19 protein-coding genes and 1 pseudogene are annotated in these 15,477 nt (G+C 52.8%); 5 read left to right on the forward strand and 15 right to left on the reverse strand.

Annotation, left to right across the window (positions count from 1 at the left end):
• Nucleotides 1-133: 133 nt before the first annotated feature.
• The 5 genes from ABUK12_RS08075 to ABUK12_RS08095 all read left to right on the forward strand — a co-directional run bounded on the left by ABUK12_RS08075 (nt 134) and on the right by ABUK12_RS08095 (nt 3,513).
• Entirely contained in the window at nt 134-337 is a 204-nt protein-coding gene (locus tag ABUK12_RS08075; RefSeq protein ID WP_410015794.1) for a DUF4160 domain-containing protein, read from the forward strand.
• Nucleotides 327-740 (forward strand): DUF2442 domain-containing protein, encoded by a 414-nt coding sequence (locus ABUK12_RS08080; RefSeq protein ID WP_410015795.1) that lies wholly within the window; start codon nt 327-329, stop codon nt 738-740. The genes ABUK12_RS08075 and ABUK12_RS08080 overlap by 11 nt, the downstream gene beginning before the upstream one ends.
• A gap of 496 nt (nt 741-1,236) precedes the next feature.
• Entirely contained in the window at nt 1,237-1,515 is a 279-nt protein-coding gene (locus tag ABUK12_RS08085; RefSeq protein ID WP_410015796.1) for a type II toxin-antitoxin system RelE/ParE family toxin, read from the forward strand.
• A complete protein-coding gene (locus ABUK12_RS08090) occupies nt 1,515-1,799 on the forward strand; it encodes a HigA family addiction module antitoxin (RefSeq protein ID WP_162364622.1) in 285 nt (94 codons plus the stop codon). Before ABUK12_RS08085 ends, ABUK12_RS08090 begins: the two co-directional genes overlap by 1 nt.
• Nucleotides 1,800-2,421: 622 nt before the next feature.
• A complete protein-coding gene (locus ABUK12_RS08095; RefSeq protein ID WP_410015797.1) occupies nt 2,422-3,513 on the forward strand; it encodes an acyltransferase family protein in 1,092 nt (363 codons plus the stop codon).
• A 28-nt stretch (nt 3,514-3,541) separates the two neighbouring features.
• Here ABUK12_RS08095 and ABUK12_RS08100 read toward each other — a convergent pair whose 3' ends face one another.
• From ABUK12_RS08100 to ABUK12_RS08170, 15 genes and pseudogenes are all read right to left on the reverse strand, one after another.
• Nucleotides 3,542-3,757 carry a hypothetical protein gene (locus ABUK12_RS08100; protein ID WP_410015798.1) on the reverse strand — a complete coding sequence of 72 codons (216 nt, stop codon included), beginning with the start codon at nt 3,755-3,757 and terminating at the stop codon, nt 3,542-3,544.
• A 651-nt stretch (nt 3,758-4,408) separates the two neighbouring features.
• Nucleotides 4,409-4,615: pseudogene (locus ABUK12_RS08105) on the reverse strand (hypothetical protein); the annotation flags it as partial.
• A gap of 49 nt (nt 4,616-4,664) precedes the next feature.
• On the reverse strand, nt 4,665-5,261 hold the full coding sequence (locus ABUK12_RS08110) for a YmfQ family protein (RefSeq protein ID WP_410015799.1): 597 nt from the start codon (nt 5,259-5,261) through the stop codon (nt 4,665-4,667).
• Nucleotides 5,258-6,400: a baseplate J/gp47 family protein gene (locus ABUK12_RS08115; RefSeq protein ID WP_410015800.1), complete on the reverse strand. Its 1,143-nt coding sequence runs from the start codon at nt 6,398-6,400 to the stop codon at nt 5,258-5,260. Before ABUK12_RS08115 ends, ABUK12_RS08110 begins: the two co-directional genes overlap by 4 nt.
• Nucleotides 6,401-6,403: 3 nt before the next feature.
• Nucleotides 6,404-6,835: a phage GP46 family protein gene (locus ABUK12_RS08120; RefSeq protein ID WP_410015801.1), complete on the reverse strand. Its 432-nt coding sequence runs from the start codon at nt 6,833-6,835 to the stop codon at nt 6,404-6,406.
• Nucleotides 6,832-7,425, reverse strand: a complete 594-nt coding sequence (locus ABUK12_RS08125; protein WP_410015802.1) for a phage baseplate assembly protein — start codon at nt 7,423-7,425, stop codon at nt 6,832-6,834. Before ABUK12_RS08125 ends, ABUK12_RS08120 begins: the two co-directional genes overlap by 4 nt.
• Nucleotides 7,415-8,491, reverse strand: coding sequence for a phage baseplate assembly protein (locus tag ABUK12_RS08130; protein WP_410015803.1), 1,077 nt, complete (start codon nt 8,489-8,491; stop codon nt 7,415-7,417). Before ABUK12_RS08130 ends, ABUK12_RS08125 begins: the two co-directional genes overlap by 11 nt.
• Nucleotides 8,488-9,891, reverse strand: coding sequence for a DNA circularization protein (locus tag ABUK12_RS08135; protein ID WP_410015804.1), 1,404 nt, complete (start codon nt 9,889-9,891; stop codon nt 8,488-8,490). The genes ABUK12_RS08130 and ABUK12_RS08135 overlap by 4 nt, the downstream gene beginning before the upstream one ends.
• A gap of 58 nt (nt 9,892-9,949) precedes the next feature.
• The gene (locus ABUK12_RS08140) at nt 9,950-12,082 is read right to left on the reverse strand and encodes a hypothetical protein (RefSeq protein WP_410015805.1); all 2,133 of its coding nucleotides are present in this window, start codon (nt 12,080-12,082) and stop codon (nt 9,950-9,952) included.
• 120 nt (nt 12,083-12,202) lie between these two features.
• Entirely contained in the window at nt 12,203-12,502 is a 300-nt protein-coding gene (locus ABUK12_RS08145) for a phage tail assembly protein (protein ID WP_410015806.1), read from the reverse strand.
• Between the two features lies 1 nt (nt 12,503).
• On the reverse strand, nt 12,504-12,872 hold the full coding sequence (locus tag ABUK12_RS08150; RefSeq protein ID WP_410015807.1) for a phage tail tube protein: 369 nt from the start codon (nt 12,870-12,872) through the stop codon (nt 12,504-12,506).
• 10 nt (nt 12,873-12,882) lie between these two features.
• Nucleotides 12,883-14,370, reverse strand: a complete 1,488-nt coding sequence (locus ABUK12_RS08155) for a phage tail sheath subtilisin-like domain-containing protein (RefSeq protein WP_410015808.1) — start codon at nt 14,368-14,370, stop codon at nt 12,883-12,885.
• Nucleotides 14,370-14,573, reverse strand: coding sequence for a DUF2635 domain-containing protein (locus ABUK12_RS08160; RefSeq protein WP_410015809.1), 204 nt, complete (start codon nt 14,571-14,573; stop codon nt 14,370-14,372). Before ABUK12_RS08160 ends, ABUK12_RS08155 begins: the two co-directional genes overlap by 1 nt.
• Nucleotides 14,574-14,587: 14 nt before the next feature.
• Entirely contained in the window at nt 14,588-15,133 is a 546-nt protein-coding gene (locus tag ABUK12_RS08165; RefSeq protein ID WP_410015810.1) for an ATP-binding protein, read from the reverse strand.
• Nucleotides 15,130-15,474, reverse strand: coding sequence for a hypothetical protein (locus ABUK12_RS08170; RefSeq protein ID WP_410015811.1), 345 nt, complete (start codon nt 15,472-15,474; stop codon nt 15,130-15,132). Before ABUK12_RS08170 ends, ABUK12_RS08165 begins: the two co-directional genes overlap by 4 nt.
• Between the last annotated feature and the right edge of the window lie 3 nt (nt 15,475-15,477).

The raw sequence follows: 15,477 nt of genomic DNA on the forward strand, positions 1-15,477 counted from the left end.
TCAGCGCTAAACTGCCATTCTCACCAGCGCATCCCGCATATTGCATTCTTACAAAATGCCATCTAAAATAACCCAAACGTTTAGGTTTAGGTTGCCCATGCCAACAATTTTCAGGTTTAAAGGATGGCGGGTGATGATTTACACCATGGATCATTTACCTCCGCATGTACATGTTATAGGAACCAATGGCCAGGTTGTTTTTGTTTTGCTAAAAGACAACATTGAGCTGAGAGAAATGATTGGCGTAAAACCTAAGGAACTCGCGGAGATCGAGAAGGAGCTTCTTAAACAACTGCCACAACTACAGTCAGCATGGGAGCAAATCCATGGCAACTAAAACACAAATCGATGCAGCCGTGCAGCGCGGCCAGGAAACGATGAATAGCCCGTTACGTGCCATTGCGGCCCGCTATGATGCCAAATCGCAACGCGTCATCGTAACATTAGTATCTGGTATCGAATTGGCCATACCGCCGGCGATTGTTCAGGGATTAAGCACTGCTAGCGCTGCGGAACTGACAGACATAGAGATTACGCCTCTGGGGAACGGACTTTACTTCCCGGCTATTGACGCCGATGTGTTTATCCCGGCGATAATGGATGGCTATACAGGAACCAGCAAATGGATGGCACGCGAACTTGGCCGCAAAGGAGGTTCCGCGACCTCCGAGAAGAAACGCGCTGCCTCAAAGGCGAATGGCAAGCTTGGCGGTCGGCCTAAAAAAGTAAACGTGGCTTGAATACCAGCGGATCATGGCGTCACCGCATGGCCTCCGTGGCGTTCAATCTTTGCAAAATCAGTGTATTCATCTAATATTTCAGGCGATATCATCGTCACAATAAATCAGCATTGTCAGGATGTAGTCATATTCTGGTTTTGGCGGCAAATCCCAGGTATAAAAAAACCGCCTATCGGCGGTATCAATTTGTTCATACTACTTTGTTTTTATTACGAATTATGGCGTGGTACCCGGGACGGGATTTGAACCCGTACAGCCATAAAGCCGAGGGATTTAAAAACTCTCAGTATGATATTGAAATCATAGAGTTACGTATAATCAGCCGGTTGCAAATCATGATGGCGGGTTAATTTGGGCTGATGCGGATTGTGTAGTCACTATTTGAATGAAGATACTCATTCCCGCCACTCCCCCGCTAGCATACAATCAAAAAAGTGTTGCGTGCTGAGGAACAGTGTTATATTGTTCCTTAGTACGCAACACCCAGAGCCACTTCATGATTAAAAGCTTTAAGCACAAAGGATTGCGCCTGTTTTTTGAGAAAGGGTCAACCGCAGGTATCAACGCGCAGCAGTCTGGCAAACTCCGCCTACGTCTAGCGGTTATCGATGCGGCGGAAGATATCAAAGATATTGACCGGCCGGGATATTGCCTTCACGCGCTTACTGGGGACAGGAAAGGCCAATGGTCTATAACCGTTACGGGCAACTGGCGCATTACATTTGAATTTATGGATGGCAACGCCTATGTCATTAATTATGAGGATTATCACTGATGACTATGTTTAATCCGCCGCACCCAGGTGAAATCATTGCAGAAACCCTGGACGATCTTAATATCGGCATTCGTGAGTTATCCCGCGCACTGCATGTCGCCCCTTCCACCGCACAACGGCTGGTGAGCGGTCATTCTGCGGTTTCTCCAGAAATGGCCCTGAAACTTTCAGCGGTACTTGGCAGTTCGGCGAAATTCTGGCTCAATCTCCAAGACAATTACAGCCTTTGGGTAGCCCAGAAAGAAGTTGATACCTCACAGCTACACCGGTTGGTTGCAGCCTGATGACTGCGCTACTCGCCCATAGCTTGGGGTAAAGATGCTTGAGTAGCCCGGTTAAACCGCGCTTATTTATCAACTCGACAGCTATTATTGCAGGTCGCAGATCATTGGGAAATGAGAGGAGCTTTAGTATTTTTATTTTGAAATGCTATTACGACAGTCAAACCACAGCCATAAAAAAACCGCCTATCGGCGGTATCAACTTGTTCATACTACTTTGTTTTTATTACGAATTCTGGTGTGGTACCCGGGACGGGACTTGAACCCGTACAGCCATAAAGCCGAGGGATTTTAAATTCTGCATTTTTCATTGATTAAACAAGGAGTTAATGCATTTCTTCCTAACATGCCGGGTTTAACGTTCAATTCAAATCAAAGGGTTAACCACACCATGCGCATTATCTTAGGCGCATAAATAACCTATTTTGGTGAAATGAAATTTAATTCGATCAATTAATGAACAACTTATTACAGGCTGCGAGTTAAGGCAGTTATCGATCTGTTATTATAAAGTTCATAAAATGTAACCTATCAAGAGAAACCCTAAATAACATATGACTGCAATGAGCTGCTAATGGTAGTATTGCATAATAATTAACATGCTCATCAATGGAGTCCTGACATAATGTTAGGGATAATTAGATTTTTTCTCGCAAGCTGCGTTATCTTATTTCACTTAAGTGCAAAAACACCGGGTCTGGGTTTGTATGCAGTTAACTGTTTTTATGTCATTAGCGGTTATTTAATCACGTTAATCCTTAATCGAACCTATAAATTTAAATTTACCCCTTTTGCAATAAATAGATTTCTTCGTTTGTTTCCTACATATTGGTTTGCTTGCATCACTAGTATTATATGTATATATTTCGTAAATAACCCTACTGCATTTCATTCTTCATATGGACTTCATTTCTCCTTTCAGGAAATCATTAGCAATATTCTATTGATACCTTGGGCTTTCTTTTCAGATAACAAAATGACATCTCCATTTCAAACGTTCACAGCGCCTGAGATTTTAAACTTTAACGGTTATATGTTCAGAGCAGTCACTTCCTCCTGGTCTGTTGCCGTTGAAATAATTTGTTATCTTTTCCTTTGGCTATTTGTGGCAAAAGGACCCAAAAGAACGATTTTGGTTATCATAATAAGTTCCGCTTACCACTGGTACTCGCTGGGCCATAGCGATAACCTCAATACTACGTATTCGTCTTTCCTTGCTGCTATGCTGCCGTTTAGTATTGGTTCCCTAGGTTATTTTATTTCAGACATTATTGAAAAGAAAAATCCGAACGCAGGTAAAACCTTCGGGTATCAGATCATTTTTTTCTCGATATTTGTTGCCACTTTTCTTATAAACTGGCTTATTGGCTGGTTTGAAGGGAAAACCGTAGCATCGTTTTATTATTATTTTAACAATATAATTGCCTTATTTGGGGTTATTTCTTTACATGCAACTAAGCTTCCTGAGCGTTTAAAGAAAACTGGCAGACTATTAGGCGACATATCATACCCTATTTTCCTATGTCACTTTATCTTCGGCCTTATTGCTTGGAGTATCCTTGGCAAACCCGTGGATACAGTAGGCTGGTATATATTTTTTATTGGATATTCATTTTCTTTGCTATTTGGTTACATATCAATATTACTGATAGACAGACCGATCTCGAAAATAAGAGACAAAATAAGAGATGAAATAAGAGATAAAATAAAACCGTAAACAAAGCCCCCGCCTGGGGGCTAATTATTTACGCATTAACCAGCTTACCATTAATTGTCGTGAACTTATCATCATCATAAAACCCGCCATCAGATTCTTTATAATACATCGCAGGTTGACAGAAAACACCCTCATTAATTTTCACTAAAGAAAAATCCGACAAAGTGAATGATGTTTCCGCCACGATGATATTGATAATCAAGTTGCTGCCAATTTTAATCTGTGCATAATTTTCTACTGACATCGTTTACCACTCCACAATCATTATACCAGGCATGCCTTCACCACCTGACTTACCGGTTGAAGTAGGGACATCTATATTGTTCGCACCCCCGCCACCGCCGCCACAACCATATCCATAACCACTTTTACCCGCACTGGTACTCGATCCCGCGCTGGCACCGCCAGCACCCCCACCGCCATATTGGGTACTCCCCCCTTGACCAGCGATTCCATATGTTGTTGCAGAACATGAAACCGAATTGCCACCTTGTGGATAACCGTCTCCGCCAATTCCTCCGGTAGCAATACTTGCTGAATACTGCCCTGCACCGCCCCCCTTACCTCCGGCCAAGGTAAGTAATGCTCCGAACGAAGAATTGCCCCCATTCCCTCCGGCAGAAGCCGCGCCACCAGAGCCGGCAGCACCAGCAGAACCCGCCGATCCGATCGTAATGTTGATAACATCGCCGGGCAGCACCGGAATAGCGGTTTTCACGACACATTGGCCTGCACCACCGCCCCCACCACCTGATGCTGCATAGGAAGCAGAAGCACGGCCGGCGCCGCCGCCACCGCCGCCGCCAGCCGCACATCCAGAAAGGTAAATGGTATAAACCCCCTGTGGTACCGTAAACGTTCCGCTGCTGGTAAACTTTTGCAGGCGCCCATTAACAATCGATCGCAGTGCCGCCAGTAATTGAGCGTCGTTGGTAGGATCGAGAGCCAACCCTCCCCCCTGTACAACATTTGCCAGCTCACGCTGTATAGTATTAAGCCAGGCCGCATCCAGTATGGTCGGCGAGACGCCACCGGCGACATTGCCATTGGTCCATTCTCCGTTAATATCAGCGGTGTTAGTAATATTGCCTATTTTTTGCATAACAGATCTCTCGCTAGATAAAGCGCTTTAAAAAGGATAATTATGAGGGTTAGTTGGCGTAACCGAATTTAACGATGGTATGGGATGGAGCCAGGGCTGATAACCGACATTCAAGCCGTTTGTTTCCCCACGACCGAAGCGGGTCGCCGCAATAGCTTAACCCCGCCTGGGCATAAATGACGGTGGTTTGCGGCGCGGTAACCAGCCAGACGAAAGGCCAGTTTTCGCCGTTTAACGCATCACCGCAGCGCGACATGCCGGCCCGCGCCTGGCGATATTGCGTGATGGTAATGGTATAGCCCAGCGCTGCAGCAACGCTGATAAAATAAGCGTTCGACTGGCCGCCGGAACTAAACAGTTTCGCGACTACTGCTTTTTGGCGCAACACCATGCTGTCGGTTTCACCTATGGCGCAATCATCCGGCAGCCCCAATGTATTTTCCCATTCCTTGAGCAATATCGTGGCGGTGCGCGGGAAGGCGCCAGCCAGCAGCGCCATGGCGGCATCGTCGCTGCGTTGATAGCCATTCCCCAGCGCGCGAAGCACCGCGTTCTGTACCGTGCCGTTTTCGCGCGGCCACGCTTGCCCTGGCGGCAGCAGTCCCTGCAGCGCCGTCGTATAGTCATCGGCTGAAAACTGGCTCATAGGTAAGCGACCTTGCCCAATACCGGCAAGCCGCCGGTGACCATAGTGATATTGTCGATCGGCGCGGTGAGGATAAACCCCTTAGTGCCGGTCACGTCGCCGATCGCCGCCAGAATGTCCGATAAATAGATCGTGCCCCCCGGCGCGCCATACTCGAAAAACACATTATTGATTGCCGTGCTTATCGCGGTCGTGGTATCGCTTGATGCGCCCGACAGTCCGCCGATGGTGAAATCCACCGGCGTTTTGATCGGCGAACACACATACACCAGCGCCGTGGTCGGCTGTAACGGAAAAATATGATCGGCCACTCGCCCTTGGTCGCCGTCGGCCTTAACCGCTCCCCAGTCATCAAGCTGGGAAATGCCGTCGGTGCCTATAGGGAAACCATTATTGGTGGTATCGGCACCGTCACACATGATATAGACGCCGACCGTTCCCGCCCCCATAAGCCGTCGTTTAACCCATACCCGCGTTACGCCGGTCACATCCAGCGCCCAGGATTGGTAATCGTCGTCGTTACCCCCCTGCGGCGTATTTTGATAAGCCAACAGCATCCTTGACCGAAAAGCGGCCTCGGATTCGATATCCGCACCGCCGGCGATGGCCTGGGCCGCCGTGGCCTGGCTGTCCACTCCGTCGATGGAAACATCCAGGGTCAATAGGGTTCCCGCATCAGCGTTGCCCGCGTCTCCGCCGCCAGTGGCATCGTCATTCGGGTCCGGCAAAACCGCCGTCACGGCGACGGTTAGCGTACCGTCCGCGCCAATACGCATTCCCTGTTGAGTTTGATATTGATACCCGTCGAGGCGATTTAACACGGTTGCGGCAGGCACTATCGCGCCAACGGTGCCGGTTAGGAAAACCGCGGGGCAGGTGGCCGCGGTGGTCGGCTTGCGGGCAATATTTTTCAAGGCTGCCCATGCCGCCAGAAATTCATCCGTCGCGGTGTAAGGTGTCGCCTGGCGGGCAATCCAATCCAAATACCCGTAATGCAGATATGCCAGCCCGGCATCGGCATCCGCCATAACCCGCAGGTTTGAAAAGCGTAATAACGTGCCGATTGATTTTAATTCCGATTGCACAAATGCCAGATTGCGCTGGCGCAGTTCGGTCAGCGTCGGTCGGTTATAAGGCATGTATTACTCCCAGGCCCAGGAATAGTTAAAGGGTGACAAGGTGCCATCCGGTTTGAGGAAAATGATTTGCATCGTTAATTTGCTGGGATAAACAATCCGCGTGGTGATGGTGATGCTACTGACTACGCCATCATCAATTAACCACTGCAGCGCCTCGGTAGCATAGGTTTCCGCGCTGGCGGCCGTGGCCAGGGTAAGTTTACGGCGGCGCAATAACCACAAACGCGAACCGATGGGATAATCAGCACCGCTATCGCCCCACCAGCCGCGGCGATCATCGCCGTCGTAATCATCATCGGCGCGCGCCAGCCGATCGCTAAACAGACTGATAAGAATGGCGGTTTCCAAATCGTTGCCGCTAAGCAAATCTCCCTGGCCGGCCTGCCAGTCGCCGACCGCGCGTTCACCGTTCCATAGGGTGGTGATATCTGTCATTTCACCTGTTCCCCAGGGACTTTACTGGTCACCGTTGCGCTGCCCTGTTCAACCCCGGCCATCGCGTGATCGTGTCCATTATAGGTGTCGCGGAGATTTTTAAGCGTGGTGTTATTGGTGCCGGCATTATCGATAATATCGCCGGAAACCTTCAATACGGGCGTGTTGAGATACACGCTATCCGAGGCGTTAACGGTGACCGTCGTCGCGTGATTAACCGTGACCGGCTGACCGCGGGCCTCCACGATGATCCCGGTTTCGGTCAGCTTGATAAATAAGCCCCACTGGTTATAAATCACCGTCTCCCCGGCGTTCAGGCCGGAATGGCGGTATGTTTGATGGTTGGACGCGATAATCACCGCGTTCGACCGGTCGCCGCCCAAAAAGCCCAGGATCACATCCGTTCCCGACGGCAGACCGGATGAAAAACCGAATTCAGCCAAGCGGGGAGTTTTGCCCCGGACTTCCATTGGGGTTTGATACTGCACCTGCTGCACTACGCCGCTGTCGTTCATCGACGTTACCCGGCCGATGCCCAGCAGCATTTTGATTTGGCGATAAAGCAGAGAAAGCCGTCCGTTAACGTCCATTGGTAAGCTCCATATGCTCTTGATAGAACTGATAGGGCTGCACCGTAAAGGCTTCAGGCGGCATCAACACCATTCTGGCCACGGTGCCATTATCGTTTTTTTGGTATGTCACCTCCGCTAACAGCCAGAGGCTATCTTGCAGACCAAACGCCGGCAGGGTGATAGGGATAAGGGTATTAGGGGTCCACAACGCGCCGGCACTATCGCGCCAACTGTCCACCGTGACATAAAGCGCTTTTGACCGCCCGTAACGCCGATTCATCTCCCAGTTGATGCAGCTCTGGGCTTCTTGATGGGTGATCATGGTGCTTTCGACAATAACGATGCGATTGCGATAGCGCATGGTCGCCGCTTCGGGATCTTGGGCGGTGGCCAGTGTTATCGAACTGTAGCCGCTATCGGGTGATAACTCGGTGGCCGCGTTCATCGACATCGACACGCCGGTGTAATGGGAAAATCGTTCGTCGATGGACGACTCATAGGCCGCATCCTGAATATTAACGCCCTGCGCAACGCCGCTGGCGGCGCGGCGCGTTCCCACGCGCGTCAGATATAGGCTGCCGTCCGGCTGGTCGTAATACAGCAGCGCGGCCCAGCGGCAGACGCGATCGATAATTTCCTGCGAACTTTCCCCCCAGTTGAGGGTGAACTGGGGCACGATAGCCATGTCAGCGACATCCGACGCGACGCTTATTCCATAGAGCGACGCCAGCTTTTTGGCAATTTGTAATGCCGTCGCTTGGCTTATCACGTTGTTTTTCCATTCAGCCGAACAGTCCACAAGATCCTGGCATTTATTGCGCCCGGTCGCCCTGACCTCGTGCCGTGCGCGGGAAATCATGGGCGACCAGCGATCCACATAGCCGGTCAATACGGTGTCCGAACCGATTTTAATCACGCAGGCATCGCCCGGTTTTACCCATTGCTGTTGATTGCTACCCGGGTAAAAATCCATTAACGACAGGTCAAAATCACTGGGCAAACGCTCGATACTGCGGGTAACACGTACTGCATCCCAGCCGGAGAGAATTTTCCCTCCGACGGTCAGGGTTAAATCATCGCTCATGAGGCCAGCACCTTAAACGTGGTGGGCATAAATGCCGGGTGGATGGGATCGGCAATTTTCACCAGGGATTCGGCACCGGCGGCGTTTTGATAAAAACGGTATGCGGCATATAGCGCCGGCATCGGCCGGTTGAGCCTAATCGGCTTGATCTTGGCCAAATCCGCCCCATTGTTTTGCAACGTTGAGACGAGAGATTTCCGTAATGCCTGCAGGTCTCGATAGACATCGTCATAACCTGCATCGCCGATAATCAGCGTGGCGTTATCAATCACCGCAATCACGCGCGCAAGGATACCCATCGCCTCGTCGTAACTGGCCGGCGCATATTGTGCCGCCGCATTAACCATGGCCCCGCCAGCCAAGGACAAAAAATAGTACTGGGCGGCGGCGGCGATTTTACTGTTAGTGATTGCCGGTCTGTACAGGGGATCGCGAAAGCCCGCCAGCGTTTCCCAGACGCGAATTAAATCACCCAGGCTTGGTACCCCTTTATTGATGGCGACAACCACCTGATAGACATTGATAGAGAAACTTTCGACGGTGGTTGAAGCCAATAGCGCTGCCGTGGCGGCGTCGATTGCGGCCCGGTTCTGTACGGAGGTAGCGATGTTTGTTGCCACCAACTCGCTATAGTTTTCGGTGTCCGGTGCAGTGATAATCTCCCCATTGGTGCCGGACACACTCCCCCCGATCGCGCCGTGGTTATAGCGGCCATAGCGGGTACTGCCAAACGTCGATTTCAAGGTGTTATTAAGATTGGTGGCTTCATCGGCGGTGTCCTTGATCATGTTGACCCAAAATGCCCCGATGCTTTTTAACGTCTTCATCGCCTGCGTTACCGAACGTAAATCCCCTTTCACCTCAGCAATGAACCGGGCGGCCGTTGTGGTGGCCAACGCGAGCCAGGAAGTCGAGACCGTGGAAGCCGCGCTGGCGGCATCAGTCAAGGCGAAGACCTTTAGACCCGATTCAATCACCGTTAGCGAAAACTCAAATACTCGCCCGCCTATCCCTTCGCTGATTTTTAATCCGCCTTCCGGGATGCTCACGGTCAATTCACCCAAGGTGGGATGGATCAGGGTGCCGGAGCCGCCGGTTTCACAGGCGGCGATCAACGAGTCGCGTTGTTTCATGACGTCGGCGGCGCTATACAACAAGCTGCTTTGCACGATAAAACCGTGTAGCGTCAAACGCCGGGTGGAACGCCCCATATCTTCCACCCAGGGCGTATCGCGATAGGGATATTCATGCACCGCCTGGCGTCGGCCAAAGGTGCCTTGCCCGGCCACCACGGCAAACGGGACGCCGCGAAACGACGCTGGGAATAAGTTTTCTCGCCACTGCCAACTATCGCCCGAACTGCCTAATAATGAGGATATTGCACTGCTGACTATCGACATGGCCAACCCCATAAGTTAGAGCCACCGCGGCTGTGCGGTGGCGTTATTTGGCGGGAAATCAGTACTGCATGGATGTCGTCACTTTTCCGCCGCTTTGCGCCCGCAGCATTTTTTTTTCGCCGGTTTGACTGTTTACCAGCGTGATTTCAATCATTGTTTTATTGTCCTTTAGCGCCGAGGCGAGAACGTCGGCCAGCGTCTGGGGCGATCCGGTGGCGTTATTAGGCATACCGGCCACGATAGACGATTCGGAGGTGGTCGTGTTTTCCGTACCTGTTTTTTGCGGTTGTGCCACGGCCTGGGGTGCAACAATGACTGGGGCGGAAGACAAGACCGGCTGAGCATTTGGCCGGGGAGACACGATATTTTTATGGGGACTGGCCGGGGTGTTTTCGCTCTGTTGGGCCAACGCACTGGGCGGTGGTGTTATCAAATCCACGTTAGGTGATAGCGGACTCTCTTTTCGGCCCGGCGCCGGCGGATGTGTTAATACCTTCGGCTCGGGAGCCATGACGCCGTGGTCACTCATTGCGCCAGTAACTTGCAGCGTGGCGGGCGCTGGGGTGGCGGCTATTACCGGCTGGGCTACTTGCGGCGATGCGACAATGGGGGGCTTGTTCGTATCAAACATCGTCTCTGCGCGCTGTGCCGACAACATATCCTGATTACGCGATCCGCTCCACCGCGCATCGTTAATGGAGCGATTGATGCTGTTAATAATATCCTGGGTGTTAAACGGCTGTGAACCGTTTTCATGCTGGATAATGGCGGTCATGATCTGGCTTAACACCGCCGGGGAATGCATATTAAGCCGCTGATGTGAATCAAACCCGGTTTGTTGTGCCACGTCCTTGATATACGCCTGGGTATTATTTTCCGTGCGGGGCGCATAAGTGTGAATAATGCCGTCAAGCGTATTATTTCCGCGGTCGCCATACAGCATGAGTTGCCTACTGAGGGCGGCTAATCCATCGGTCGGCGTGGCGAATTTTACGAAATTTTTCTCCCGACCAACGCCATTTGGCGCGGCACGTAAATTACCCGGATTATTGTTTCGCAGTCCCAAGGCTGCGTTGGTTGAGTCAACTGCCGGACTGGTTTTTATTTGCGGCGGATATAAAGCGCTGATATTGCGCTGTAGTTGCAGCGCCTGATCCCGGGGGCCATACGCCGCCTGGTACTTTTGCCGGGTGTTGTCGGTAAGCACACCAAAACTGAGCGCAATTTTATCGATCTTGCTCAATTGCGCTTTAAACTTTTCATCGCCATCGATGTTATCGATAATCGATTGATCCTGGCCGGCCTTATTACGCGCGGTTTCAAGTTTACGCCGGGTGGGATCTTTTAACGCCATCTCACCCAGGCCCGCCTGCATGCGCATTTTCAGTCCATCCCAAGCCCCAGCCGTTCGATTTAACTCCTTACGCAGCTCATCGACATTTTGCAGACTTTTATCGCTGAAAATCAGCCCATCGCGCTCCGCCTGATCTTTTAGCCGCTGTATTTCATCGGTGGATTGCCGCAGATAATTCAACATATCGGGCGACAAGCCGGCCGCATCACCGAACACCGCCTGCAGCGCCGGCGAAAGGGTCTGCAACCGTCCCTGCATATCATCCAAAAGCTTGTTTACATCGGCCACCCCTTCCTGGGTTTTCGATATACCGATACCATTTGACGCCAGCAGGGATAAAAAACTGTTATCGCGGCCCTGCACCGCGTCGTTGGCCCGTTTATACAGTGAAGAGATCGAACTCTCCGCGGCTTCACGCTGGCTGCCGTTCTCCACCATGGCGCCGGTGAGCCGTTGGAATGCCTGCGTGGCCATACCGATATTTTTGGCGGTGGTTTCGACTCGATATCCGCCGTTGACGAACTCCTCGATACCGTTCTTCACGATATTAATAACTTTAGCGGCGCCGCCAAGCCCTACCGTTAGGCCCGCCACCATTTTTAACGGCGGGACCATATCGCCGATAAACTGGACGCCATCCCTGGCGTTTTGCGACATCGATTGAAAGCCGGTATTGAGTTTACCCAATCCGTCCACCGATTCCTGGCCGCCCAGCCGCAATCCATCGCGGGTTTTATCCAGTGAAGGCAGCAATTTTTTTACCGCTTCGTCGATATTGTGTATCGACTGGGAAACCTGATCGTCGGCCTTTAACTCGAAATCAAATGAATTAGCCATTATTTGCCGCCCTCACCCGGTTAATTCGCAGCGCCTGCTGCTGCCACCAGCGCAACGTACTCCACGTCAGGGAACCCACGTCATGCGGCCCCCAGCCGTAGTAATAGGTCACATCGGCCATTACATCCCGCCATCCCCCGTTGTCGGGGAGTAGTTCAAAAAACCCAGCAAAAAGGCCTCGCAATCCCGGTAATCCGTAAAGGCCAGTTTATTGACCACCTCGCGCGGCACCCCGGTCAGTAGCGTGATTAATAGCCCCATGGCGCTTAACGCGCCCTTTTTGTTCTGCTCATCGTAAAACTGCTGTACCTGTAGCAGCGTCGGTTCATTTAACTCCAACTGCTCCCAGGTCTGTTTGCCGGCGTTATCCGCAATCGGCTTTACCAGGCTGATAATTTTGCTTCGTTCCAAGGCCGACATATTAATTCTCCGAGACCGATCCGCCTTCCCAGCGGACATCAAAGGTAGCTTCCGTGGAATCCACTTCCTGCGTGTTTACCGTCCACATGCCGGCGCCGATAATGGTTTTTCCGTTGGCCAACTCAACAACGATCGATACATTGGTCTGATTATTAAAATCATTGACCGTGGTACCGCCGCTATCGCGCACCTGGCAGGAAATAAAGGGCGCATTGGGCGTCTCTTTATAGCCATGCACTCCGTCCATGCCGGTCAGCGTGTCACGCTTCATCTTAGACGGGCTGTATTTAAACTGGCCCGCCACCATGATGGTCAGTCCGTCAACGGTGACATACGCGGTACCGGCCAGGCGATTGGATGTATCACCCATACTGTTTTCCTTAAGCGCCCTGCAGGCGGAACTGGTTAAGCAGCGCGAACACGCGCAGCTGGTTGATTAGGGTGCCGTCCCACAACACATCGATGCGGTTTGGATTGGCGGCGTTAAGCTCCACCAGCAAGCCGTCGGCAAACGCGGCGGAATCCTGCACATAACCGTTGCGTTCAAGCGTGGTGTATTGGGCGATCAGCTCGGCACGAATGGTGTTCGGCGTGACGACCGCCGCGCCGGCTGCAAAACGCGTACCATCGGCCGCCAGTTTCATGCGGGCGAATTTTGACGTGATTTGGGTGCGGATATAGCGCGTGACATACATCAGTAAAAACAGCGTTTCCACCTGCAAATAGCTGTCGTCGGCATCGCCGTATTTATTGGTTTGGTAAGTGGTGATGATGTTCTCGATCTGCACCGTGCCGTCGTCGGCCACTGTCACCGTGGAAATGCCGCTGTAGAGCAAGTTATTGCGCTCGGTCAGCGTAAAGCGCGAGGTCAGCGGCGGCGCCAGGACGCCGTTTACCGCCAGAGTTTGCAGCGGCCGACCGGGATCGTTACGCAAGCTGCCGGCGATGGCCCCGTAGACGGCGGCGGACCAGATATAAGCCGGCGTAGGAGAATCGTAAATGCCCAGCAGCGTTTCATGCTGATTATTGCGCGCCTCGCCGGCGGCGGTCAGCTGGCCATAGGTTCCCGCCAGCGCCCCCAGCGTGTGGCCGTACAATTGTTCGGCATAACTCCAGCGCCCGCAGCTATCAGCCAGTAAACCCTTGAGCGCATCCAGAGAGGTGGTGTCCGTATAAGGGTTGACGATAAAGTCGAAGGTCAAATCCCCGAGGTTGGCCAGCGCGACGGAGAGATCGGGCGAACCGGCGCCTTTGCTAAGCGCGGTCAGGGTCAAGACCAGCCCGGCGGGCGTGGTTTCGCCGCCGGCGCTGCCCTGATAGTTCAGGCGTACATCAATGCCGTTGCCATGAAAACCTTTGTTCTTGGCGGTTAACGTCACGACCGCCAAAGCCGCCGATGCGGTCACCGGTAGCGCCGTTGCCGCATTAATAGCGGTTTCCAGCGCGCTGGCAATCGCCGCGGGCGTATCCGTGGCGGCAACCGAAACCTGAACGCGCGATCCGCCGATATACAGCGAAATCACGCCGGTTTCGCTGGCGCCGTTGGTCACCGTAATGGTGCCGGTGGCCGCGACCATCGCCTCGCCGTCAGCTAACGGCAGCAGATAGATTTCCCCCGCCCGATCGTTGGCCAGATAGGCGGCCATCAGGTTATGCAGCATAGAGCCTGAGCCGAATACGCCGGCGACCGTCGAGGCCGAAGAAGCGATAACCGGTACGTTGACCATCGCCGGCTGGTCTGCCGTCATTTGCCCCAAAATCAGCGTGCGCTGAACGGCAGTGGCGCTGTTGGCCCTTGAATTATCGAACTCAGCGAAAAACAGCGGTGTCCGCAAATTGCTTGGGATATTGCCAAAGGAAATGGCCATTACTTACCTGCCTTAGCGAGGGGGGTTTCTGCGTCTGTCGTCTTGACGTCGTTTACGGCAGCGACCGTGACCGCCGCCACATCCGCATCACGAAGACGCCGGCGCCAGAAGGCGTTATCCGGTACCTCAGTAGCGGTTTCGGGCAACAGGCCGCCCTTTACCGGATCGCGCACCGCGCGGCCGGCATTCAGTTTTACCAACATGGGTTACTCCAATTTTATTGAGGCAAATCGATAGTCGCGAGGGGTTCGGTTGTGCCATCAGGCATGACGGTCGTGATGTCGATACCCGCCAGCGGCGTGGCGGTAATGGGATAAAAATCTTCCGGTCCCTGGTAGTATTCGATATCCAGCTCCATCAGCAATTGCGCGGTATGTCCTTCCCCCCCTGAATTAACGTCGATGGTGGAGCGCACCCGAACGAACTGCTGGATCTGGCGCGTCAGGTCCGTGCTATTGATCACCGCGCGTTCAACCTGCTCGCGCAGCCGCTCCAGCGCGGTTTCGGCTTTTTGCGCGCCGTCGTTCTCAACGGTGCCATCCAGCGCCTGCAGGCGGCCGGTAATCCGTACCGTGGTCACCGTATTAAACTGCGGCGCCGCCAGGCCCAAGGAGTTTTTCTCCTCAAACGGGGTTTGTACCAGGATTAACGGGTACATCTCCTCGGCGGTGGGCCAGTCCCTGGGCGAATAAACGCGAGCCTCCGCGTCCGTTTTCCCGATCAATGCCGTTACCACCAGATCTCGCACGATAGCGCTATTCATTGCTGCACCCGATTGAGTAGCAAGAGGGACCCGCCGTGGCTATCCGGCTGAATATCACCGATCACGAACAGTTGGTTCACCGCCCGGCCGCCGACGGTCGCGATAAAGATCCGCTCGCCTTTTTTAGGCGGAATCAAGAATTCCGCATCTCTTACCCCCAGCACCGGCGCGGTGGTATTAATAGCCGCGGTGCCGTCCAGCGACTCCACCGCCTGGGTATAAGCCCGATCAAAAATGCCGGATATATCGTATGCCGCCCCGCCCGTGGGACGATAATTAACGCTATCGCCGAACACGCCCTGCAGCGGCGCCAGCAGGTGGGTATCCCAATCGATGCTCATGGT

The organism is Sodalis sp. C49, from assembly GCF_046352915.1.
Lineage (GTDB): Bacteria > Pseudomonadota > Gammaproteobacteria > Enterobacterales > Enterobacteriaceae > Acerihabitans.